A 21,839-nucleotide genomic window follows, 5' to 3' on the forward strand; every position below is an offset into this window, starting at 1 on the left:
TTACATAACAATTTAAAGGGGATGAAGAAATGAGTTTTGTTAAGAAGATAAGCAGCGGGGTTATGACGGCAGCACTTGGACTATCTTTAGTCAGCGGAGGAACCTTTGCGTACTTCAGTGACACAGTAGAAACGAAAAATACTTTTGCTGCAGGAACATTGGATCTTGGGGTTAACCCGAACCTTGTCGTCAACGTAAACAATATTAAACCAGGAGATGAAGTGTACCGTGAGTTCACTCTTGAAAACAACGGGACATTAGACATCCATAAAGTCCTATTAAATACTCAGTATGCTGTAGAAGACTGGAAAGGCGACAACACAGATGATCTCGCCAAACACATTAAAGTTACGATTATGTACAACACGAGCAGCGCAACAAATGCAGTCGTGGAAACAACTCTTGCCGATCTTAAAAACCAGACACCAGACTTAACTCAAATTGATTCGTTCGTCGGAAGCACAACAAAACCTGACGGCATACCTGCTGGCGGCAAAGAAAAAATCTTCGTTCTGTTTGAGTTTGTAGACAACGGACAGGATCAAAATCAATTCCAGGGCGACAAGCTTCAAGTTAACTGGAACTTCAATGCACAGCAAGGCGCAGGAACTTATTATGATGATACAGATGAGAGCAATAACTAATTAAAGGTAAAAACCTTAGAGGTAAATTCAAAGCGAAAATGAAAAAGGATACCAAATTGCATATGGTATCCTTTTTGTTATTCTAACATTTTTTAAGTTACTCAAAGCTCGCAGGTGATCATAACGGTTATATAAATGCTCAAAAACCTGGAAGAGACCGGTTAGCGGCAAGTAAAAACGCCCAATTATAAATCGGGCGTTTTTAGTGCTATTCGATATTTACCTTACTTGTCCATTTCCCGTCATCATATATTTTATCGTTGTCAGCGCCGGCAATCCCATCGGTCCGCGTGCATGGAGCTTTTGGGTGGAGATGCCGATTTCTGCGCCGAATCCAAGCGCGCTGCCATCTGTAAACCTTGTTGAAGCATTATGATAAAGGGCTGCTGCATCGACTAAGTGCATGAAGCGCTTAGCGGTTTCCGCGTTTTCTGTGATGATTGCTTCTGAATGCTTTGTTCCGTATTGATCAATGTGATCAATGGCTTCTTCCAAATTACCGACCGTTTTCACAGCAAGATCAAGGCTCAAGTATTCGTTTGCCCAGTCTTCTTCACCGGCTGGAACAACATTCGGAAGAGCATCTGCAGCCATTTTATCTCCGTGAAGAGTGATACCGTGATCCTTTATAGCTTTTGCAAGCTGGTCACTGTTTTCTTTCAGCCAGTCTTTATGAACAATAAGGGTTTCGGCTGCATTGCATACTGCAGGGCGGTCTGTTTTTGCATTGATGATAATGTTCAGCGCTTTTTCCACATCTGCCTTGCGGTCTACATAAATGTGGCAGTTTCCAACTCCTGTTTCAAGCACCGGCACAGTTGCATTTTCAACCACTGCATTGATTAAAGAAGCACCGCCCCTCGGAATCAGCACGTCGATGTGTTCTTTCATGGTAAAGAGCTGCTGGGTTGCAGCGCGGTCTGTCGACGCAATAAACTGAACGGCTTCTTTAGGGATTTTTGTTTTTTCAAGTGCACGGTGCATGACTTCTACAATCTTTCTATTAGAAGAAAGAGCGGAAGAACCGCCTTTAAGCACAATCGCGTTGCCCGATTTCAGCGCAAGCCCCGCAGCATCTGCCGTCACATTTGGACGCGCTTCGTAAATCATGCCGATGACACCAAGCGGCACACGGACTTCCTGCACGTTCAGCCCGTTTTCAAGCGTCCATTCAGATAAGACATCTCCTGTTGGATCGGGAAGGTCTGCAACCTGGCGCAGCCCCTCTGCAAAGTCCCCGATGCGCTCCTGTGTAAGCGCAAGGCGATCCATATATGCTTTGTCGTATCCTTTTTCTTTTCCTTTTGAGAGGTCTTCTTCATTTGCTTTTAAAATTTCTTCATAAGAACGCTCAAGCTCGTTTGCCGTGATTCTAAGGGCCTCGTTCTTTTCTTCCGTTGTTAACATGCTTAATGTTTTCGCTGCTTTTTTCGCTGTGATTGCCTGTTCTTCCACCGTCATCGGTTTAAGAGCTGCAATACTCATCAAAACGCCTCCTGTTTAATTAGCTCGGCACCTTCATCGAGAAATCCAGAGAGCAGACAAACGTCTCTTGATCAATCGCTGCTGCCGATTCATTGTTTTTCTTCACATCTTTAAGCTGTTCTGAAGAAAAATTGATGCGGCCAAGGCCGAATTCTTCTTCGTCTTCATCTAAAATCGTGACAACTGCCCCGCCGTTAAAGCGTCCTATCACTTCCTGAATATCAAGCGCGTCAATATTTCTCCGTTTATCTATAATCGCTGCTTTTGCATCATTCGAGATCATGACTTTGCCTTCAGGACCTGAGTGAAATGCAATCCATTGTTTCTTGCGGTCAAGGTTAAAGGCATTGGCTTTCGGTTCAAAATACGTCCCTTTCGCCTTTCCGTTTACAGCATCCATTAAAATATCTCTTGTGCTGGATTTACCAAGGAATGACTGAATGCCTGAAGCCATGGCAATCTTAAATGCGGCAATTTTGGATTTCATGCCGCCCGTACCGACCGCACTTCCCGAACCGCCGGCTGCTGCTTCAATTTCCGGTGTGATAGCATCCACTTTTTCAAGCAGATTGGCGTTTGGATTGCTGTTCGGATTATCATCATAGAGTCCGTCGATGTCGGATAAAATAATCAGCAGATCAGCTCCGATCAGAGCGGCAACTTTAGCTGAAAGGGTATCATTGTCTCCGAATTTCAGACGGTCGACTGTAATCGTGTCATTTTCATTTACGATTGGGATGATTCCGCGCTGAAGCAGAACCTCCATCGTATTCTTCATATTTCCGTAGCGTGTTTCATCTGAAAAGTCGCCTCTTGTGATTAAGAGCTGGGAAGCGACATATCCGTGAGATAAAAAGAGCTCTGAATAAGATTCCATCAGCAGGCCCTGCCCGATAGATGCAGCTGCCTGTTTTTCCGGAAGATCTGATGGGCGGTTAATGCAGCCAAGCTTTCTGTAGCCTGCTGCAACAGCGCCTGACGACACAACGACGGTTTCATAGCCAGCATCTTTCAGCTCAACAATCTGGTCTGCCAGCTTTTCAAGCTTTCTGCGGCTGACTTCGCCGTGCATGCTTGTCAGTGAACTGCTTCCAATCTTAATAACAACTCTTTTTATCTGTTTCTCTTCTTCGTTTACCATCTTATCCCTCCTGATTTTTTTAAGACGGGCTAAGACGTCACCAACGCTCCGGCCATTTCTTCGTTCAGCTCCTTCGAACGTTTTGCAGCATGATAGACTGCTTCGGAAATGGCTTTTCCTCCATTGTTTTTGCGCAATGCTTCAAGCCCTGATGCCGTCGTTCCATTTGGAGACGTTACTTTTTCTCTCAAGCTTGACGGTGCTTCATCATTTGAAAGAATCATTTTGGCTGCACCGAGAATTGTCTGGGCAACAATTTCGCGCACCATGTTTTCGTCCATGCCCTTCTCGACGCCTGCCTTCTCCATGTGCTCCATTAAATAGTAGAAATAGGCGGGTCCGCTTCCTGCAAGACCTGTGAAAATATCCATCTGGCTTTCTTCAATTAAAAATACTTTTCCCATGCAGCTCAGCAGTTCTTTTACATGCAGAACGCTGTCCATGTCTGTATGCCTGCCCGGACTTAAAGCCGTCGCAGATTCCTGGATCATGCTCGATGTATTAGGCATGACGCGAATCGTCTGCTGTCCGTCCTTCAGGTGATCTTCCATGAATTCAGTCGAAATTCCCGCTAAAACAGAGATCACAACTTGATCCGGCCTTATTTTGTCTTTCAATTCACCTAGAGCATCTGCTGCACCCTGTGGTTTCATCGCGAGAATAAATAAATCAATTTCGCCATATGGCAGTGCTTCTTTATTCAGCGTCTGAATACCATACGTTGCGTTAAGCTCCTGAAGCCTCATTTGATTGCTTCTGTTTGTCACATACAGCTGATCAGCAGGAATAATTTCTTTCTGTACTATTCCAGCGATCATCGATTCTGCCATCGATCCCGCACCTAAAAACGCTACTCTTTTTTCTCTAAGCATAATGTGCCCCCTCTGTGTTCGCTGTGTTTCCGTTCGTTTTTTCAACGGTTACTATCGTAACATGCTGAGAAGCAGATTCAAGGGATAACAAGACATTCGTGAGGATACGGCCGAGATAGTGAAAGGAAGCGCTATCATTATGCGGTTTGCCTTCAGCAAATCCGTTTAATCATGATTAATTCGGTTTTAAGCGGAAATATGGCGATATTTGCAGATGCGAAAAAACTGCCGGCAATGTGATTGCCCGCAGCTTTATCCTAATTCATCACCCATTTGTCTTTTAAAAACAGGATTCTTCCAACGATTAATGCAATGACCATAACGGCCAGGTTGCTTCCAAGGACAAGGAGAATATGATCATACTGGACGACTCCAAACAGGAGCTCCTTTAAAATTGTAAACAAATTCAGTACCGGAATCGCAAAGTGGTGGAGCTCAAATTCATTGATTCCGATGCTTGTCGTTGTTAATGCAGGGATGGTTCCAATCATTAAAACCGGAGAACTGTAGCTTTGGGATTCTTTTACTGTCTTGCCGATGATGCTTGTCAGCATCAGAACAGATGCCATAAACATCGCATAAATGACAGAGATAAGAAGAGCCATGCCGATGATGATCGGTGCATCGCTTCCGAATGAAACAGCTTTTCGAAGGTTTTCTGTTAAAAAGGCAACTTCAAGCGAGACGACACCAAGTGTAATCAGCCCTGTAATAGCTCCAAGAGAAGAAATGGCCAGCCACTTTGAGAAAAGCAGAGTCGTTCTGCTGACAGGTGTCATAAGAAGTGCTTCCATCGTTTTCTTCTCTTTTTCTCCAGCAAAAAGATCGGATGCTGCCGGACTGGCGCCAATCCCGATGGCAAGTGCTAGAATCATCGGCACTAATAAAGCCACGAGATTAATGGTCGGATCTTCCTGGGTCATTTCCTTCTGCTCAATGACAAGCGGCTGGATCAGGGACGGATCTGTACCATTCTCAGCCAGGCGCTCCCCTACAACCGTTTTTTCATAGGCAGTCAAAGCTCCCGATACAAGTGTCATCAGCGTCGATGAATTCTGGCTGAAGGAGTCCCCGATCATGGTAATGGAAGCTGTTTTTCCATCCTCAATTTTCGCAGTAAAATCACTATCAAGAATCACAGCGGCCTGCGCATCGCCCTCTTTGACAGCCTCTTCAGGATTTCCGGTTTTGACCAGCTCCACATTTTTAAGAGGGGTGAACAATTCCGCTTCAGCCTGATTTATCGTTTCTTCAACGGCAAGCGTATACGTATCTTCTTCCCCGCCTGAAACCATACGTTCATAAAACAGTGTCAGTCCCGTCATAAGAATGATTGGCAAAAGGACGGTCAGGATCAGTGTCCGGCTGTCGCGGAAACAATCCTTCATTTCTTTTAAATAACAATTAAGAAGCATATTCATCTCTCCTCACAAGCTTACTCATGAAAATGTAATTTAGATCACGGCTGCCTTCTTCTTTATAAAGTCCTTCAAGATCTCCCTGATACACAAGTTCCCCTTTATGCATCATTGCGACAGAGTCACACAGCATCGAGACTTCTTCCATAATGTGGCTTGAAAACACAATCGTTTTTCCCTCACGCTTCAGCTGGTGGACAAGCTGCCGGAATACATTGGACGAAGTGATGTCAAGGCCCGTAGTCGGTTCATCGAACAGAATAATCTGCGGATTGTGAATGATAGCTCTCGCTATGGCCACCTTTTGCCGCATGCCCTTTGAAAACCCGCCGACTTTTCTATCCAGATAGTCTCTCATACCGAACATTTTCGCCAGCTCATCAATCCTTACTTTTGTTTCATGCTTGCTCAGACCGTAGAGGCGGGCAAAATATTCAAGGTTCTCCCTCGCAGTCAGCCTGTCGTAAAGGCCTGTTTCTCCTCCAAACAGGACGCCGATTTGTTTTTTGATTGCGGCCGGTTCTCTGACCGTATCAAAACCTGATACCGTCACACTTCCTTCAGAAGGTGTGAGCAGCGTTGCGATCATCCTGAGAAGCGTCGTTTTTCCAGCGCCGTTTTCACCGAGAAGTCCGGTCACTTCGCCTTCTTTCATAGAAAAGGATACATGCTTAAGGGCAGTGACAAATGTTTTCTTATCTTTAAATGTTTTAGTTACAGCCTGAACATCAATCATTTCCTTCACCTCATATGCGTTCGATTTGATGTCTTTATCATACAAAGCTTTTAAAAGAGAATCTGCACTTATGTCGTGAATTGTCCGTTTCATGTCGTGAAAATGCCAAAAAAGCTTTTAAATGGTAAAATAAAGTGATTATTCCTCCATTATGAAATTCAGCAATCCATTGAAGAGGAGACCTATTTATGAAAGTTGGTTTAGTGGATGACCGTTTCATTGATCTCGACAAACTGAACGGCATCATCTCAGGCATTCCGGATGTAGAGATTGTCTTTTCTACCCAATCCGCCGAAGAAGCCTATGAATACATAAAAAAAGAAGTGGTGGATGTCCTGATAGCCGATATCGAAATGCCTGACCTTTCAGGCTATGAGCTTGCGGATGTCATTCACTCTCATGCACTCAATATATCTGTCATCTTTGTTACAGGAAACAGCGGCTACGCCGTTCATGCCTTTGAGCTTAATGTCCATGATTACATCATGAAGCCTTATCCGAAAGAAAGGCTCATAAAATCAGTTGAGCGGCTTATGGAAAAAACACAATCAGCGGATATTGCCGGGAGGCTTTACCTCAAGCAGAAAAACGACATTCACATCCTTCAGAAAAAGGATATTATCTTCATTGAACGTTCCGGCCGGTCGACGACCATCTACACGAAGAGCGGCGCCGTTAAAACATACCTGACACTAAATGAACTTGAAGGCGAACTTAGAGAGCGGGACTTTATCCGTTCACACCGGTCCTTTATCATCAACATTCACTACGTAAAAAACTTCTCTCTGTACGCCAAGAATTCTTATATTGTCACTTTCGAAGGATTGGACGGCCAGGCGATGATTACAAAAGAAAAAGTGGATTTTCTGCAGAAGCATTATTTTTAAGGCGGGGAAACAATGATCAATGAAAAAACATACTGGGTTCTGGCATCCTTAATTGGAGCGGTTCCTCTTTACATGGCTCTTGAGAAATTGTCCATTTCCTTTTCAGCTTATGCAACAGGGTTGATTGCAGTAGGAGCGGGACTTATTCTGAGCCGTAAAACCGTCTTTCATATGAATGGGCTGAGCGGAAAATGGCATCTGTTTTTAACGGTTCTTCAGATGGCTGTTGTTTCATTGTCATTCACCGATCTGCCGGTTCTTTTGCACGCAGTGGTCCTTTTCCTTTTTACGGGGACAGAAGCAATCAGGCTGACCGCTGCAAACAGGTTTTTTGCTCTCACTAAAGAGCTTGAACAGGCTGAAAAGCAGCAAGCGCACCTGAACGAAACCTTTAAAGCGGTGCGGAGTGAACGGCATGACTTTTTAAAACATGTAGCTGCCCTGCACTTTTTGCTGGAGCATGAAAAGCAGGAGGAGGCTAAAACCTATTTGGATGATCTTGTCGGAGAATATGAGCAGACGAACATTTCGATAAAAGGAGAGCGCGGCATTGTGGCCGGGATGCTTCATCAGCAGTACACACGCGCCAAAACAGCAGGAATAGCGCTTGTTTATGACCTTGACCTCCCTGTATCAGCCCTTCCTTTACCTGACAGGCACGTTGTAGCCCTTGCCGGAAACCTGCTCTCAAACAGCATAGATGCGGCGGAAGAATGGCAAGCAGCAAGAGGCAAACAGGCTGAAGTGTCCATGCAGCTTTATAAAAAGAGCGGGCTTTATCTTCTTACCATAAAAAACGTAACCCTGCCGCTCCCCTTAAATATCGTTGATCGGCTGTTTGAAGTTGACGGACTTACAACAAAAGGCGGAGAACATGTTGGCCTTGGGACAAAAATCGCAAAAGATATTGTCCATAAACACGCGGGATATCTCGACTTTATCCATAAAGATGAACAATTTACAGTGAAAATCAAAATACCTGCGGTTACAGGAGACATATAAAAAGAGCAGAAGGACTAATCCCTCTGCTCTTTTTCTTTCCATACTTCAGGAAGCAAATCCGTCAATTCATGCGCGAGCATTGTATGAGCCGATCTGGTCTCTGTCCACCTGTCCGCACAGGCTCCGTGAAGATAAACGGCGTTCAGGACAGCGTCCTTCCAATCTTCATGGCAGCAGAGCATGCCGAGCATCATCCCGGTAAGCGTATCGCCGGTCCCGCCTTTTGCAAGGGCGCTGTTTCCGGTCGGATTGGTCCAGGCACTGCCATCCGGAAATGCCGTTACTGTGCCATTTCCTTTCAATACGATTGCAGCTCCGAGTTTTTTTGCCCAGTGCGAGGCAAGATGAAGTCTGTTTTCCTGCAGCTCAGCCACCTCTATACCTGTCAAGCGGGCAAATTCCCCGGGATGCGGAGTTAGAATAACAGGAGATTTCCTCATTTGAAAAGTACGCTCTGACAGCGCGCCGGCGTCCAGGATAACGGGACATTCCCCCTGAAGAAGGTGCTGTACCGCCTTTTCGGTCTCCTCGTTTGGCTCAAGACCCGGGCCCGCAGCAATCGCTTTATACTCTGCTGTATTCACTTCTCCGCCCGCCGCCTTTTTGAGGCCGTTCCGCAAATACGTCGACTCAGGAAGTACCGGCACAACATAGGGAATGACCTCTTCCTCAGTCCCGATTACAAGCTTGCCGATGCCGCTGCGCATGGCTCCAAGCCCTGAAAGCAAAGCAGCTCCCGGCATATCTTTGCTTCCTGCCAGAAGAAGACCGGTTCCATATGTGCCTTTATGTCCAGAATTCGTTCTTGCCGGGAGTGTTTCTTTTACATGACCTTCTGTCCATTCCTCCATCATTTTTCTCCTCTCAGTAAGTGTTAACGCTCTTGGGTTTGAATCCCGGTTTTGAAGATCGGTACCATTTCAAGCAAAGAATACAGATAATCAGTGCATCAATCACATCCCCGCCGTAATACATCAACATGCTTCCCTGCTCTGCCTGACTGAGCGGCACTCCTTCAGGAGGGTACGCATACAAGTACTTGGACAGGATGCCATGGGCGGCAAACGCTCCGAGCAAGACGGCCGACCTGTATAAATAGCTTACTCTGTGAAAAACAGGATCTATGTAGAGCAGAGCCGCCGTAAAGAAATATCCTGCAAGGAACACATGAAAATGAACGGCTGCATGCCAAAAAGCCGACTGGTGCATCATGTGATACAAATCAGATGTATATAGCAGCCAAAGCCCTCCGACATTTAAGACCGCTGCCGTGACTGGATGCGACAGGATAAAAAAAGCCCTGCTTTTCAGAATTCCCGTTACACGCCTAGCCCGGTCAGTATCAAGGGTTCTAAGCAAAAGCTTTACAGGTGAAGCAAGGACCATTAAAAGCGGCGCAAGCATACCGAGCAGCAAGTGACTGGCCATATGAAAAACAAAATGGCCGTGCGCTTTCTCAGCAAGCGGACCAAAAACAACAGCGGCTGCACACAAATTTCCCGCAAGCCAGAATGCCGTCCGGTAAACAGGCCATTTACGGTACATTCTGTTTGAATAAATCACGGCTGCGGCGTATAAAACGGCAGCCAAACCAAATGGCGCAGCCATAATATATTGAATGCCTGCACTTAATGTGTGATGAGCATGGTGCATCTTCAGCCCGCCTGCTTTCTTTTTTCACGAAGAATAAAATACATTCCTGATAAGAGCATCAGGACAGCTGTGATATTCCAAATCCAGTCATAAATATAAACATTTTCGACATACCTTATCTGGTGCAGCCCCATAAGCTTATGCTGAATGGTGCCATCGTAAAGCTGAAAAGCCCCTGCCCCTGCGAGAACGCCTCCCGTCCATCTCATCACAATAAGTGACTGCCGCCTTCTCAAATCGGCAAACATAAATAATCCGCCGATTGTCGCAAACCAGCTGAATGCATGGAACAGCCCATCTGATACAAGCCCGATATCCGTTGTTGACTTATCATAAAAATGATGCCAGTGAAGCAGCTGATGAAAGATGGTTTCATCTATAAAAGCGACAAGCCCAAGACCGAAAAGAATGCCTGACAAAAGGTTCTTCCTGCGCGCTCCCATATGTATCTCCTCTCCATAAAGTGTCTGTTAATCAAATTTCCCTTCCGCACCTGGATGTAAACGAAGCGGGGGCAGGGCTTTGGGATGATTTTTGTATATACGACAATAAAGAAAAAACCGCCGTAATGGCGGTTCTCTCATTCAATCCTTGCTTCTCGGCTGACTCTGCATACAAGCCTCATTAATGCCCGGTGCGCGGCAGGAACCAGGAGAAAAAAGCCATCCATCGTTTTTCTGAGGGGCATTGGACAAATAACAGGCTTATTCCGGTGAACGCCGTCAATGGCAAGTTTCGCAATTTTTTCCGGTGACATCATTTTTTGTTTTTTCATCTGGGTGCTCATTTTATCTTTGTCGATATTGATGGCAGTAGCTTTAGTAAAAATGGGAGTATCCACGAAGGCGGGACAGAGGGCTGTTACTTTTACCCCGTATTCCTCCGCTTCGTAATGCAGGGATGTCGTGAGGCCGACAACTGCGTGCTTAGTGGCAGCGTAGGCGGCGGAGACAGGTGCAGGACCGAGCCCTGCTGCAGATGCTGTGTTGACAATATGTCCAAAACCCTGTTTTTTCATAAGAGGATAAGCAGCCTGAGTACCGTTCACTGCGCCCCAGACGTTGACATCCATGATTGTTTTCCAGTGGTCTATAGACATGTCGTACAGCTCGCCGTACATGGCAATGCCGGCATTATTAAACATATAGTCAAGACGGCCGAATTCCCTGAATGTTTCAGAAATGAGCTGTTCAACAGCGTTGTATTCGCTTACATTTACATGCATATATCTTGATACAATCTCTTTTTCATTAAATGCTGCTTCTGCTGTCTTTCCTTCCTTTTCATCCACATCCGCGATCATGACGAATACCTTATTTTTGATAAGCTCGCGGCATATCGCTTTGCCGATTCCTGAAGCCCCGCCTGTCACAATCGCAACCTTTTTGACCTCATCCATGCACATTCCTCCAATTGGAATATTTACCCACGAATCTATTATATAGAAAGATTTAACATATGAGACAAAATACCTGGATTGTTCCTGAAACCGTCACAAATAAATGCAAGCGTCCGATTAACTTCGGTAACAAATAATGGTTTGAAAGTGGCTGAAACACAAAAACCCCCACAACAATGGAGGTTTTTCATATTATTCAGGAATTCCGGCCTTATCAAACGGGAAAAAGCGAAGCTTCACTTCCCCAATCACTTCATCTTTTGCTATGGAGCCAATTTCACGGCTGTCCCTGCTCTGGCGGCGGTTGTCTCCCATGACAAAATAGGAATTGTCAGGCACTGTGACCTGAAAATCCTCTGTTAGCTGTTCCCCATAGCCCAGCATATTTTTATTCGCTGCCAAGTAAGGTTCCTCAAACTGCTTTCCGTTGATGTACAGAACATCCTGTTTCATTTCAATCTGATCGCCGGGCAGACCAATCACCCGTTTGATGTAATCCCGGCCTGGCTCAGGTGAATGAAAGACTATCATATCAAATCTCTCAATGCCGCTTGTTTTTGAGATAATCAGCCGGTTTTGATCCTCGAACGTCGGCTGCATTGATTTTCCTTCCACCACTACAGGAGCAAATAAAAACTCTCTGCAAATGACTGCAATGGCCAATGCAAAAAGGATGGATTTAATCCAGCTCCATATTTCTTTTCTAGTACTGCTCTTTTTTTCATGTTCTGTCATTGCGGTCCCTCCAATGATTCAGCCTGTATTGTGATAAATAACCTTCTGCAGTAGGTTATGGTTTTTTCCCTGAACTGAATATGATTGCAAAAGCGACGCCAAGAGCGATTCCTATCGAAATATTATCAATCGCGATTCCAAGTCCTGCTCCTGCAGCCATACCAAAAACCCAGCCTGCACCTGCCATCTTTTTTGTGCTCATGTCCTCATCTCCTCACTTATTCTACGAAGGAGATGGCTTTAAAGTTTCACGTTTGGCATGAGTACAGCAGAAAAGATCATTTCCTCATGTAGGTTTGTCCGAATGCTGCTGCACTTCTTATTATATGTTTCTCAGCTGAAAAAAGAAATTGACAGCATGTGCTGAAACCTTTTTTATGAGAAAAAAGCTTTAATCCTAAAGAAGAAGCGGCGCCTTAATGGCACCGCTTCTTCTTTAGGATTTTGGATATGTTTTATTCAAAAAGTTCACTGACTGGTTAATAAGCTGTCTCAGCACGTCTTCATCGACGTCAGCCAGCTTGTTTATATAAACACACGCCTTGCCCGTTGTATGTTTTCCAAAGTCCTTTAAGAGTTTTTCCCGTTCAGAATCACCTGTTGCAAAATAAAGGCTGATTTTCGCTTTGCGCGGTGAAAAGCCAACAAGCGGCGCGTCTCCTTCATGGCCTGTAGGATACTTGTAATGGTACGAGCCGAACCCAATGATGCTCGGACCCCACATTTTCGCTTCAAATCCCGTTGTTTCTGTAAAAAGGTCCAGAAGCCGGTAAGCGTCCTCCCGCTTTTTGGGAGATTCAACTCCTTCAATAAACTCCACAACGCTGTGATCCGTTTCCTTCGTTTTCAGTTCATAGGCCATCTGCTTCGCTCCTTTTTACAGGTCTTTTTTCAAGTAATGGTGCTTGAAATCGCGTCCGACACCATCAAGCGTGCCGTACACCTCATACCCGTGCTTTTTATAAAAATCAACCGCCTGGAAGCTCAATGTATCCACTTTGACAAAATCACAATCTCTCTCTGCGGCAATCTTCTCCGCTTCGGCAAGAAGCTGTGAGCCATACCCTGAGTGGCGCAGATCCTCATCAATCATCAGCGTATGTATCTCAAGCCAGTTCCAGCAAATTTCGCACAGGATACCGCCGCGAACTAAACCGCTTTCATCTTTGAGGTACACATTTACTTCCTCATACCGTCCGTTGAGATCCTCAGGAAAATGCATCGCGTTGTACTCATAAAGATTTTGATTCACAAAGTTTTTGTACGTTTGGTTGTTTTCTTTTGAAATGATAAATCCCATATGCTGTCTCCCCATTTACTTAATGTCTTAACTACTTTCGTTTTAATCATATAATTTCCTTCATTTTACCACAAAAAAGAGGGTCAGTCCCCTGTCACTTTAACGTGTTGGGGGACTGACCCTCTTTTCATTACAGCATTAAAGCAAAAGGGGGATTCCCCATTAATTTCCGTATACTTTCCCAGTTGACGAGCTGATTGTTCCGCTATTAACGTTCAGCGTGTAGGATAGCCCGCCAGAACCGGTCCAAGTTGATAAATTAAAGGTGTTTCCATCTTTGAGTTTATAAATGGAGATATTGTTGTATGTAAGCGAACTTCCGCTCACACATCGGGTTGGCGCCTGGTTTGATTTAGCCATGTAGACAGCTGCATTCACAGCTCCTGGCTGGGTTACAACTTTTGCTGTTCCGTCTTTTTCAACAAGCAGTGCCGACTGCTCATTCAGGCCGATGCCTTTGGCAGATGTACCTGTTTCTTCCCCGTCCTGAATGTTGCGCGCCATAAAGGTCAGCAGTCGTCCCATCCGGTCGCGCTGCTCGAAATGTGTGTCAGTCTGAATGTTATTATTGTGAGGGGTCTGGATCAGATAATCCGTGAAAGAAATGAGAGAACTGTAAGGGTTTTTCAGAGCAGTTAAAGAGTCCAGTGTTTGTGAACCCGCGGATATGGCATCATAGATGTGGTCTCCCTGAATCATGGCACCTGCGCTTGTGCCGCCAAACGGCACATTCTGAATACGGCTGTTCAGAGCCGTTAATGCCGGAGATCCCTCAAGAAACTCCACATAGTCTGCCTGGTTCCCGCCGGCGAAGAAAATGGCCTCTGCTTTATTAATGCGGTCAATCAGCGAAGAATCGGAGCCTGCCTGGGTTAGATTTGTTACTAAGACGGTATTGACTGAGTTCAGCGGTTTGCCGATGGATTGTGCCAGATCGTAGAGATACTGATTATAGCCGTTGGAACCTGTTGCCCTGATAATAAGGAAATCTCCCCCATTGGCCTTTTGAATCATCCATTCCATCGCTTTATCTACATCTGTGCTTCCGCCCATATAAACCTGGCCAAACGATGCGGTTGTGACTTTATCTGTGGTGCTTCCTGTCGTATACAGTGTATACGAGGACGCTGCTTCAACATCATTTACTCCTGAAAACGACACAAGACCACCGACTAAAGCTGCACATACCATTACCTTTTTTCCTGCTGCTTTTAACCTCTTCATAAAAAGCCTCCTTTTTATTTGAAAATTCAAATAAATAAATGCAAGTTGTGTGCCAACTTATCGGATGCCCGTCCTTTCAAGGGTTGCAGCTCACCACACCCACTAATTGGGCGATTTAGGCTGTTAGAAAAACCTAAAATAAACCCAAATCGACCAATAAGTTTCCATTTTCTAACAAAAGGGGTCAGCCCGCTGCACGTTAAAGCACAGCGGGACTGACCCCTTTTTTACTTTTCATTCCCACTTAAACGTAAAGCTGGCTACAATAAATGCTCCCACTGCCCAGCAAGCCAGGATCAGCATTTCTGTACCGAGTGTCGTGACTGCGGCCCCGACATTCATGACTTCTCTTAGCGCATGGCTCAGATGGGAAATCGGAAGCGCATAGACGACCGGCTGAAGAAAATCAGGCATGTTGCTGATCGGGAAAAACACGCCTCCCAGAAACAGCATCGGGAAGGATAAAAATCCGGCAATCGGAGCGGCACTTTCAGGCGTCTTTGCAATGCCGGCAATGATAAAGCCTATAGCCATAAACGCGAGAGTGCCGAGCACCACAAACGCGATCAGCGTAAGCCATGATCCGCGCACATCGACTCCGAAGATCAACTGGGCAATAATAAGCACAAGCAAAGCCTGCAGCCCGTTCAGCATCAGCCGGGCCGTAATTTGTGCAGCAATAAACGTCGAAGCTTTAAGCGTGGTTCCCTGCATTCTTCTCAGGATTCCCCGCTCTCTCCATGCTGCAATCTGTCCCGCTACCCCGTTCATATTGTTGCTCATAATCATCATCGCAACGATGCCCGGAACAAGAAAATCGATATACTGCAGATTGAGGGTTTCAATCCCTTTTGCCTCTGTCACGACAGCGGGCTTGTAGCCGACTTTTTCTTTGCTGATCTGATCGACCGCCCCATTTACGAGCTGAAGGCCGATTTGAGAAACCGCTGCATTTGTTTCATCGTAGTAAATCGGAAGTGAGGCTGGATTTTCGTCTCCAGTGTTCTCCCCGTACCCTTCAGGAATCACAATTGCAAGTTGAAGATCTCCTTTTTTCACTTTCCCGAGTGCACGGTCTTCCTTAGTTTCTTCTTGAACCTTCATTGCCTGGTTTTTCTTAAGTGCTGTCACCAAGATCTTGGATTCATCTGATTGATCCTGATCCACCACACCGACGGTCACAGACATAGTGTTTCCGCCGCCAAGAAACGAGCCAAGCATCACCATGAGAAAAATCGGAAAGAGCAGAGTCCAGAACAACACCTGCCGGTTCCGCATGAAAATGCGAAGCTGGGTTAACGTCAGCTGCCAATAAGCTTTCATGCTTCCCTCAGCCTCCTTCCCGTCATGTGAATAAAGACATCTTCAAGAGTGGCCGTGCGTATTTGCAGATCAGCAAGCTTCAGCCCCTGTTCTGCCGATGTCTCAATCAGGCTCGTCAGCGTTGCCTGCAGATCATCTGTATAAAGAATAACCGCATCGTTCTGGCTTCCAACCTGCTTAACTCCTTCAATCCGGCTGAAGTCAACCTCAGCCGCCTCTTCTTCAAAACGGAACTCCACCGCATTTTCAGAGTGGAGATTTCGGACCAGCTGAGCCGGTGTATCAAGGGCAATCAGTTTTCCCTGATCCATGATGGCAATTCTATCGCATAATACGTGTGCTTCATCCATATAGTGGGTTGTTAAAACAACAGTCACGCCACGTTCCTTCAACTTAAAAATAATATCCCACAGTGTTCTCCGCGCCTGCGGATCAAGTCCCGTCGTCGGTTCATCCAGAAAAATAATCCACGGGTCGTGCACAAGAGCAAGAGCAATCGCGAGCCGCTGCTTCTGTCCGCCAGACAGACTCTTAATTCTGCTCTTCGTTTTATCCGTCAGCAGCATATCCTCAATAAGCGGATGGATAGGGACATGCTTCTTGTAGAAACTGGCATACAGCTGCAGAATCTCCTCCACTGTCAAAAGTTCAAAAAGAGTCGTAGACTGCAGCTGGACGCCAATAACCTCTTTGACCTTCTTTAAATCCCTGACAACATCAAAGCCTCCAATATCAGCCGACCCTCCGTCAGGCTTCCGCAAGCCGACAAGCATTTCAAGTGTCGTCGTTTTTCCCGCTCCATTCGGGCCGAGCACGCCAAACACTTCGCCTTTGAAAACTTCAAACGTTATGCCGGCCACTGCCGTAAAGTCCCCATACGTCTTGATTAACCCGTTCACGCTGATCATCTGATTTTGTTCAGACATTTTTCACACTCCAAAAGGAGGCAGGTTGGTGCTGCCTCCGGTTTGATAACGATATGTATTTATTCTCTTTTTGCAGTGAATATTCCTTTAAAGGGGTCAGTCCCTCATCACAGTAAAGTGATGAGGGACTGACCCCTATTCATTATTTCCCGAACATGCCGCTCATCATTTCAATGATCTCGAGTTTTCGGCCGCCTGTATGGGTGATTTTTATTTTTGATGCTGTTTTAAGGACATCTTTTTTCAGTTTCCAAAGCGGGACATGAACAGGGAATGCTTCCTTTGTTTTGATGCCGTATGTTTGATAGGAATCTGAAATGCCGGAAGCGTTTGTAATTGAAACACTCATGCCATCTTCGCTCACTGAATCAAGGACACTAACAATCAAGTAATTGTCTTCACTTAAATCCATTACCTCTTCAATGAAGAACTCTCCTGTATCCTTTTCTATCGTCCCCTTTAATTTGCTCAGGTATTGTTTGTATGAAAATTCACCGATTCCATTCGTTTCTCCCATCAGCCTGCGGTGGTCTTCAATGAAATGGTCATAGAGCGGTTTTGTTGTCTTTCTGTCCATATGGTACATGCCCATTGTCTGATAGAATTCATTATGGTTTACATACCAGTCAAAGACCGTCCAATAGTCAATAGCCGCAACGTATCCATTTTCATTGGCAATTCCCTGCGGGGAGACAGTCGCTTTTTCAATCAGGGCAAGCTGGACGTCTTCATAAATCTCAACCTGCTTTTCAATAAAGCTCTTGTCTGCATTGCTCCAGATTCCGTATTCTGTGTTAATGATCGGTTTGTCCGGCCACCTTGCATGAGCTTTTTCGATAAAATCACGTGTACCTTCATAAGGCGTGCTGCCGTGGAAAATGCCGAAATACATCGTCCAGCCCGCTACATCCAGCGGCTCCATCGAAGCATCATCATAACCGGGCTGATCTGCTGCAGCACTCTGAGTCGTCAGCCGGCCATCATTGTAGGATGACCGCAGTTCCGCTGCGAGCCGTTCATTATAGGCTTTCCGCAGCAAAACATCCTTTGATTCATTTTGCGTGCTCCACATGATGATTGACGGGCGGTTGTAATTGGAATATATCATTTCCCGCCACATCTGATAGGAAATGCCCCGCTGCTCCTGTGCTTCATAGTGGTGTGTTTCAAACTGCCAAAGCGGAATCTCGCTCATCGCGGTAAGCCCCAGGCGGTCGAGCATAATGAAGGTGTAGATATGATTTGGGTAATGAGCGGTCCGAACCATATTTACAGACAAATCAGCAATCTGAAGGAAATCGCTTTTAATGCGTTCCCAAGATGCGGTTCTTCCATACTCCGGCCATTCCTCATGCCTGGCAACGCCTGCGAAAAAAACAGATTTGCCGTTCAGCTTAATTTGAGCCTTCTCCTTCGCCAGTGTCCGAATGCCAAACTGCGAATAAAATGCATCCAGCTGTTCCTCGCTGTTAGAAACCTGTACCTCTATAACATATAAATTTGGTTCCCTTATGCTCCACAGCTTAGGAGCAGCAATTTTCACCTGACAAGAAATGACCTTCGTTTCTCCTGCCGCCAGAAAAACAGATCTTTCTTCCATCCCGCTGAACTCCGCTGTCCCTGCACAAATGCTTTTTGCATCAGGTTCTGTTAAGAAAACGGGCGATAACATGTCAGTTTCATGTACGAGGCCTGTAAGAAAAAGATTCTGCTCGCTGTCTGTTCTATTTTCAAGCACGACTGAAACCTCGAGCTCACCTTCCGTATTCTTCGGCACTACATCTGCCCTAACGACCTGCACCGCACTTGCGGCTTCCAAATAAAGGTCGTGAATGATTCCTGTATAATTAAAAAAGTCATTGTTAACAGCAGGGACCGTATCAATGCGCATCGTCCATGGGGGATTATCAATCCTTACCGCAATCGTATTTTCTCCAGTGGTGACCAAATTTGTAGCGTCAAAAGCAAATGGTGTATACCCGCCCTCATGACAGCCTGCATATGTCCCGTTGATCCAAAAATCACCGACATATGAAACACCAAGACATTTAAGAGTAATCACTTTTTCACTCCAGGTATCATCGAGAAGAAACGTCCTTCTGTACCACACCCCGTTTTCATAGGTTTCCGCTGCGTTCACTTCTTCTTTTCCAGTCAGTCTGTTTTCAGGAAGCGGAAGACTGCGGGAATCCCAGCTGCTGTCATCAAATGTAAGCGAATGGTACCCTTCTCTCTCCGTTTGGCGGATCCACTCATCATTTCTCTCACTCATCGACAAATCATGATCTGCTTCAAAGCGCTGCTTTTTCCATTCACCAGCAAGATTCAGAATCTTTCTTTGCTGCGGCTCAAACGATGGATACGGGATATCATTTTGAAAAGGCACGGCCCTCCCGTCGATTGTTTTCAGCTGCATCGTCGCTTTTAAGCTCCCAATCACTTCATATGTATTAGATGTCACGCTGCTGCACCAGCCTCTCTTTTAATATAGTAAAAAGAAGAGAATCAAAGCGATATGCTCTGATTCTCTTTTTGTGTTATTCCGAACCAAGCTTTTTGGCGTTTTCTTTCATTTTTTCATTTCTGATTTTAACAATAGAATCGAAGTTGTTTGCCTCAAGGAACTTTTCATAGTCCGCTTTCAGCTTGTCAAATTCTTTATCGTTCTTGGACCGCAGCATATTGGCAAGCGTCGTAGCCCAGTAAGAATTGATATTTGTTAAGCTCCGTGCTTCTCCAGTCCCCTGATCAGGGTCTGTATTTTCAAGAATGAACTGAGGCTTCAGCTTTCCTTTTGCCCAGTCTGTAATCTGAGAGGTAGCTTCTACAGGTTCATTTTGTCCTTTTTCAAGCGCAAATGTATCGTGCCCGAAGAACCAGAATTCGCCGAGGCGGTACTTCTTTTTGAACTCATCCGGGTTTGAATCACGAAGCTGTACAACCTCCGGCTTCAGGACAGCTTTTCCTTCAGCATTCAGGTCATACGTTTCTCCCTCAACTCCATATGTGGTCAAATACTGTCCTTCATCGCTAAGCAAATAAGTAAACAGCTGAATCGCTTTTTGAGGATCTTTTACATTTTTCGTCACATACGTTACAGACCAGCCGGAAATACCTGTTTGACTCAGCGTCGGCTCATTTCCTTTTGTACTCTTCGGTCCATCAATGGCAATGTATTTTTGCTCAGGGTTAGAAGCAATGTTTTTCTGAAGGGCGCCTCCAAGCTGAATGGCTCCGCTAATAAACATTGTTGCATAATCCCCGCGCGCCACTTTTTCCTCAAATTTTACGTTGTCATCAGAAAAGTTATCATCACTGATGTAGCCTTCTTTGTAGGCCTTATTAAATGTACTGATCCAGCTGAGATAGTCTTCATCCAAATTCCGGTTATACCACTTTCCGTCTTCTGTTGTGATCGGGACTCCCAGGTGATTTTGCAGAAAGTGAGAAAGTGATCCTGTATCACCTGCTGCCGAGAATCCGCGGAATCCGAATGGCACTGTTTCCGGGAATTGTGATTTAATCTTTTCCATAGCGGCCAGAAATTCTTCGGGTGTAGACATACTTGGTTTCCCAATCGCTTCATAGATATCCTTTCTGACGACAAAAGCGTCCATACCGGGAATCATATTGGCTTCATAATGCTTTTCTGTATTTGAAAAACTAGGATACCCGTAAGTATTGCCGTCCTTCAGCTGATACCAGTCAAGAGTCTGCTTTTCTGCTACTTTATAAAAATATGGATCATATTTATCGGCAAGTTCATTTAGAGGCAGCGCCCACGTTGCTGCTTTTTGGGCAGTCGGCGAATTCCCTCCAAAGATCGTTATGATATCAGGCAGCTCGCCGCTTGCAAAATACGTATTCAGCTTTGTATCGTCACCCGTCAAAAATTTGATGTCCAAATTCAGGTCTTCCTTCAGTTTCTTTGTAATCGTATCGTTGCCGTATTCCTTGTTGAACCAGTCTGCATTAACATACCAAGTCAGTTCTGTACTTTCTTTTTTATCGGCCTTCCAAGCAGGTGTATTTTCGTCCACCTCATAGCGCGCTTTCTCCTTCGTTCCTGATCCTTGCTTGCTTGAAGCACTCTCAGAATTGAAGCACCCTGTCAAAAGCATCGTGAGTGCCAGCACCAGAATAATCCCCTTTGAAAACAATGATTTCAACATTCTCCCCATCTCATTTCCCCCAATAAATTAAAATAGAGTCATTTCCCCGCGCGCAGTGTTAACGCTTACAAATAAGCTCCTGCGCATGAAGGAAAGTCTACTCTTTCACCGCTCCGATCATCATTCCGGAAATAAAATACTTCTGCAGGAACGGGTACACAAGAACAATCGGCACAGTGGCAATGACAATCGTCGCAAGCTGGATGGATTCAGATGATGTCGGGATCCCAACTGAGCCCACCGTCTGCATCGTTTGTGCCTGCTGCTGAACAATAATTTCATACAGCTTCATTTGAATCGGATACAGCGCTTCATTGCTTATGTAGAGCTTGGTTGTAATATAGTCATTCCATTGATACACACCGTTGAAAAGAGCAATAGTCGCAAGCACTGGCATAGAGAGAGGGATAATAATTTTCATAAAAATCGTCCATACCCCGGCTCCGTCCATCTTCGCTGATTCTTCAAGCGAACTAGGGATCTCCCTGAAAAAATTCATGATGATAATCATATCGTAATAGCTGAAAAGTGCCGGAATAATGTACACCCAGAAACTGTCGAGCAGACCGAGTGACTTCATCAGGAGGTAGGTCGGAATCATTCCTCCTGAGAAAAACATCGTTCCGATTCCCATTGCCGTATATACATTCCGTCCCAAAAGATCCTTTTTGCTCATCGCATAGGCAACCATGGCTGTGAAAAACACATGAGTGACAACTCCGATGACCGTTTTTAAAATAGAAATCATAAAAGCATTCCAAATACTTGGATCATTGAATACCAGTTTGTAGTTTTCCAGCGAGAACTCTTCCGGCCAGATCCTGAGCCTTGAACTTCTAAGCGTGTCTGGACTGCTGAATGAAGCGACGACAATATCCCAGATCGGAAAGATGATCACAAGTGCAAACAGCGACATAAAGAT

22 protein-coding genes are annotated in these 21,839 nt (G+C 45.3%); 3 read left to right on the forward strand and 19 right to left on the reverse strand.

Annotation, left to right across the window (positions count from 1 at the left end; all coding sequences use genetic code 11):
• Positions 1-29: 29 nt before the first annotated feature.
• Positions 30-644: a TasA family protein gene (locus tag AZ46_RS18375; RefSeq protein ID WP_029285648.1), complete on the forward strand. Its 615-nt coding sequence runs from the start codon at positions 30-32 to the stop codon at positions 642-644.
• 219 nt (positions 645-863) lie between these two features.
• Here AZ46_RS18375 and AZ46_RS18380 read toward each other — a convergent pair whose 3' ends face one another.
• The 5 genes from AZ46_RS18380 to AZ46_RS18400 form a co-directional block, all read right to left on the reverse strand.
• Positions 864-2,129 carry a glutamate-5-semialdehyde dehydrogenase gene (locus AZ46_RS18380; RefSeq protein WP_029285646.1) on the reverse strand — a complete coding sequence of 422 codons (1,266 nt, stop codon included), beginning with the start codon at positions 2,127-2,129 and terminating at the stop codon, positions 864-866.
• Between the two features lie 19 nt (positions 2,130-2,148).
• Positions 2,149-3,270 carry a glutamate 5-kinase gene (gene proB / locus AZ46_RS18385; protein ID WP_029285644.1) on the reverse strand — a complete coding sequence of 374 codons (1,122 nt, stop codon included), beginning with the start codon at positions 3,268-3,270 and terminating at the stop codon, positions 2,149-2,151.
• A 29-nt stretch (positions 3,271-3,299) separates the two neighbouring features.
• Positions 3,300-4,142, reverse strand: a complete 843-nt coding sequence (gene proC / locus AZ46_RS18390) for a pyrroline-5-carboxylate reductase (RefSeq protein WP_029285642.1) — start codon at positions 4,140-4,142, stop codon at positions 3,300-3,302.
• A 257-nt stretch (positions 4,143-4,399) separates the two neighbouring features.
• A complete protein-coding gene (locus AZ46_RS18395) occupies positions 4,400-5,557 on the reverse strand; it encodes an ABC transporter permease (RefSeq protein WP_029285640.1) in 1,158 nt (385 codons plus the stop codon).
• On the reverse strand, positions 5,547-6,296 hold the full coding sequence (locus AZ46_RS18400; protein ID WP_029285638.1) for an ABC transporter ATP-binding protein: 750 nt from the start codon (positions 6,294-6,296) through the stop codon (positions 5,547-5,549). Before AZ46_RS18400 ends, AZ46_RS18395 begins: the two co-directional genes overlap by 11 nt.
• Positions 6,297-6,484: 188 nt before the next feature.
• Between AZ46_RS18400 and AZ46_RS18405 the strand changes: the two genes are divergently transcribed.
• Together AZ46_RS18405 and AZ46_RS18410 are read left to right on the forward strand one after the other, a co-directional pair.
• Complete coding sequence (locus AZ46_RS18405) at positions 6,485-7,183, forward strand: LytR/AlgR family response regulator transcription factor (RefSeq protein ID WP_029285636.1); 699 nt, start codon at positions 6,485-6,487, stop codon at positions 7,181-7,183.
• Positions 7,184-7,195: 12 nt separating this feature from the next.
• A complete protein-coding gene (locus tag AZ46_RS18410) occupies positions 7,196-8,185 on the forward strand; it encodes a sensor histidine kinase (RefSeq protein WP_051865742.1) in 990 nt (329 codons plus the stop codon).
• 14 nt (positions 8,186-8,199) lie between these two features.
• On the opposite strand, the gene AZ46_RS18415 is transcribed toward AZ46_RS18410, so the two are convergent.
• The 14 genes from AZ46_RS18415 to AZ46_RS18475 form a co-directional block, all read right to left on the reverse strand.
• Positions 8,200-9,039, reverse strand: coding sequence for an NAD(P)H-hydrate dehydratase (locus tag AZ46_RS18415; RefSeq protein WP_029285632.1), 840 nt, complete (start codon positions 9,037-9,039; stop codon positions 8,200-8,202).
• Positions 9,040-9,049: 10 nt separating this feature from the next.
• A complete protein-coding gene (locus AZ46_RS18420; protein ID WP_029285630.1) occupies positions 9,050-9,838 on the reverse strand; it encodes a cytochrome c oxidase assembly protein in 789 nt (262 codons plus the stop codon).
• Between the two features lie 2 nt (positions 9,839-9,840).
• Entirely contained in the window at positions 9,841-10,281 is a 441-nt protein-coding gene (locus AZ46_RS18425) for a DUF2243 domain-containing protein (protein ID WP_029285628.1), read from the reverse strand.
• Between the two features lie 137 nt (positions 10,282-10,418).
• Positions 10,419-11,237 (reverse strand): SDR family NAD(P)-dependent oxidoreductase, encoded by an 819-nt coding sequence (locus tag AZ46_RS18430; protein WP_029285626.1) that lies wholly within the window; start codon positions 11,235-11,237, stop codon positions 10,419-10,421.
• Positions 11,238-11,429: 192 nt separating this feature from the next.
• On the reverse strand, positions 11,430-11,972 hold the full coding sequence (gene lepB / locus AZ46_RS18435; protein ID WP_029285624.1) for a signal peptidase I: 543 nt from the start codon (positions 11,970-11,972) through the stop codon (positions 11,430-11,432).
• A gap of 55 nt (positions 11,973-12,027) precedes the next feature.
• Complete coding sequence (locus AZ46_RS22220) at positions 12,028-12,174, reverse strand: hypothetical protein (RefSeq protein WP_168713777.1); 147 nt, start codon at positions 12,172-12,174, stop codon at positions 12,028-12,030.
• Positions 12,175-12,408: 234 nt separating this feature from the next.
• A complete protein-coding gene (locus AZ46_RS18440; RefSeq protein WP_029285622.1) occupies positions 12,409-12,834 on the reverse strand; it encodes a DUF1801 domain-containing protein in 426 nt (141 codons plus the stop codon).
• A gap of 15 nt (positions 12,835-12,849) precedes the next feature.
• Positions 12,850-13,272 (reverse strand): GNAT family N-acetyltransferase, encoded by a 423-nt coding sequence (locus tag AZ46_RS18445; RefSeq protein ID WP_029285620.1) that lies wholly within the window; start codon positions 13,270-13,272, stop codon positions 12,850-12,852.
• A 162-nt stretch (positions 13,273-13,434) separates the two neighbouring features.
• Positions 13,435-14,496, reverse strand: a complete 1,062-nt coding sequence (locus tag AZ46_RS18450; protein WP_029285618.1) for a cyanophycinase — start codon at positions 14,494-14,496, stop codon at positions 13,435-13,437.
• A 234-nt stretch (positions 14,497-14,730) separates the two neighbouring features.
• On the reverse strand, positions 14,731-15,819 hold the full coding sequence (locus AZ46_RS18455) for an ABC transporter permease (protein ID WP_029285616.1): 1,089 nt from the start codon (positions 15,817-15,819) through the stop codon (positions 14,731-14,733).
• Positions 15,816-16,745: an ABC transporter ATP-binding protein gene (locus AZ46_RS18460; RefSeq protein WP_029285614.1), complete on the reverse strand. Its 930-nt coding sequence runs from the start codon at positions 16,743-16,745 to the stop codon at positions 15,816-15,818. The genes AZ46_RS18455 and AZ46_RS18460 overlap by 4 nt, the downstream gene beginning before the upstream one ends.
• A 142-nt stretch (positions 16,746-16,887) precedes the next feature.
• The gene (locus AZ46_RS18465; RefSeq protein ID WP_235728250.1) at positions 16,888-19,206 is read right to left on the reverse strand and encodes a glycoside hydrolase family 2 TIM barrel-domain containing protein; all 2,319 of its coding nucleotides are present in this window, start codon (positions 19,204-19,206) and stop codon (positions 16,888-16,890) included.
• A gap of 76 nt (positions 19,207-19,282) precedes the next feature.
• The gene (locus AZ46_RS18470) at positions 19,283-20,926 is read right to left on the reverse strand and encodes a type 2 periplasmic-binding domain-containing protein (RefSeq protein WP_174434987.1); all 1,644 of its coding nucleotides are present in this window, start codon (positions 20,924-20,926) and stop codon (positions 19,283-19,285) included.
• A gap of 88 nt (positions 20,927-21,014) precedes the next feature.
• Positions 21,015-21,833, reverse strand: coding sequence for a carbohydrate ABC transporter permease (locus AZ46_RS18475; protein ID WP_235728252.1), 819 nt, complete (start codon positions 21,831-21,833; stop codon positions 21,015-21,017).
• Positions 21,834-21,839 lie beyond the last annotated feature (6 nt).

This window comes from Metabacillus indicus LMG 22858, assembly GCF_000708755.2.
In the GTDB taxonomy this organism is placed as follows: Bacteria; Bacillota; Bacilli; order Bacillales; family Bacillaceae; genus Bacillus_P; species Bacillus_P indicus.

Coding starts and splice junctions, on each gene's coding strand:
- AZ46_RS18375 (WP_029285648.1), top strand. CDS start 30: ATGAGTTTTGTTAAGAAGATAAGCAGCGGGGTTATGACGGCAGCACTT.
- AZ46_RS18380 (WP_029285646.1), bottom strand. CDS start 2,129: ATGAGTATTGCAGCTCTTAAACCGATGACGGTGGAAGAACAGGCAATC.
- proB (WP_029285644.1), bottom strand. CDS start 3,270: ATGGTAAACGAAGAAGAGAAACAGATAAAAAGAGTTGTTATTAAGATT.
- proC (WP_029285642.1), bottom strand. CDS start 4,142: ATGCTTAGAGAAAAAAGAGTAGCGTTTTTAGGTGCGGGATCGATGGCA.
- AZ46_RS18395 (WP_029285640.1), bottom strand. CDS start 5,557: ATGCTTCTTAATTGTTATTTAAAAGAAATGAAGGATTGTTTCCGCGAC.
- AZ46_RS18400 (WP_029285638.1), bottom strand. CDS start 6,296: ATGATTGATGTTCAGGCTGTAACTAAAACATTTAAAGATAAGAAAACA.
- AZ46_RS18405 (WP_029285636.1), top strand. CDS start 6,485: ATGAAAGTTGGTTTAGTGGATGACCGTTTCATTGATCTCGACAAACTG.
- AZ46_RS18410 (WP_051865742.1), top strand. CDS start 7,196: ATGATCAATGAAAAAACATACTGGGTTCTGGCATCCTTAATTGGAGCG.
- AZ46_RS18415 (WP_029285632.1), bottom strand. CDS start 9,039: ATGATGGAGGAATGGACAGAAGGTCATGTAAAAGAAACACTCCCGGCA.
- AZ46_RS18420 (WP_029285630.1), bottom strand. CDS start 9,838: ATGCACCATGCTCATCACACATTAAGTGCAGGCATTCAATATATTATG.
- AZ46_RS18425 (WP_029285628.1), bottom strand. CDS start 10,281: ATGGGAGCGCGCAGGAAGAACCTTTTGTCAGGCATTCTTTTCGGTCTT.
- AZ46_RS18430 (WP_029285626.1), bottom strand. CDS start 11,237: ATGGATGAGGTCAAAAAGGTTGCGATTGTGACAGGCGGGGCTTCAGGA.
- lepB (WP_029285624.1), bottom strand. CDS start 11,972: ATGACAGAACATGAAAAAAAGAGCAGTACTAGAAAAGAAATATGGAGC.
- AZ46_RS22220 (WP_168713777.1), bottom strand. CDS start 12,174: ATGAGCACAAAAAAGATGGCAGGTGCAGGCTGGGTTTTTGGTATGGCT.
- AZ46_RS18440 (WP_029285622.1), bottom strand. CDS start 12,834: ATGGCCTATGAACTGAAAACGAAGGAAACGGATCACAGCGTTGTGGAG.
- AZ46_RS18445 (WP_029285620.1), bottom strand. CDS start 13,272: ATGGGATTTATCATTTCAAAAGAAAACAACCAAACGTACAAAAACTTT.
- AZ46_RS18450 (WP_029285618.1), bottom strand. CDS start 14,496: ATGAAGAGGTTAAAAGCAGCAGGAAAAAAGGTAATGGTATGTGCAGCT.
- AZ46_RS18455 (WP_029285616.1), bottom strand. CDS start 15,819: ATGAAAGCTTATTGGCAGCTGACGTTAACCCAGCTTCGCATTTTCATG.
- AZ46_RS18460 (WP_029285614.1), bottom strand. CDS start 16,745: ATGTCTGAACAAAATCAGATGATCAGCGTGAACGGGTTAATCAAGACG.
- AZ46_RS18470 (WP_174434987.1), bottom strand. CDS start 20,926: ATGGGGAGAATGTTGAAATCATTGTTTTCAAAGGGGATTATTCTGGTG.
- AZ46_RS18475 (WP_235728252.1), bottom strand. CDS start 21,833: ATGTCGCTGTTTGCACTTGTGATCATCTTTCCGATCTGGGATATTGTC.